Source organism: Bacillus pretiosus, from assembly GCF_051294775.1.
Classification (GTDB): domain Bacteria; phylum Bacillota; class Bacilli; order Bacillales; family Bacillaceae_G; genus Bacillus_A; species Bacillus_A wiedmannii.
Genome location: NZ_JBPPHF010000599.1, coordinates 1 through 281, shown reverse-complemented (window position 1 = coordinate 281; position 281 = coordinate 1). Strand labels below are relative to the sequence as shown.

Genomic DNA, 281 nt, shown 5'->3' with positions numbered 1-281 from the left:
ATGATGGGCGCTATAAATATAGCTTGCCAGCAGATCAACGATTTAACCCGTTACAAAAATTAAACCGCAATCTAGTGGATTCATTTGTAAAATTAGACACGGCAGGACATATGCTTGTGCTAAAAACATTGCCTGGTAACGCTCATTCACTTGGAGCACTTATTGATCATTTAGAGTGGGATGAGATCATCGGAACCATCTGTGGTGATGATACTTGCTTAATTAGTTGCCGTACACCTGAAGATACAGGTGTTGTCTCTGATCGTTTCTTAAATATGTTG

The 281-nt window shown here is 39.5% G+C and carries 1 pseudogene; it reads left to right on the top strand.

Annotation, left to right across the window (positions count from 1 at the left end):
* Positions 1-281, top strand: a pseudogene (argR, locus tag ACSG5Z_RS32320) (arginine repressor ArgR); the annotation flags it as partial.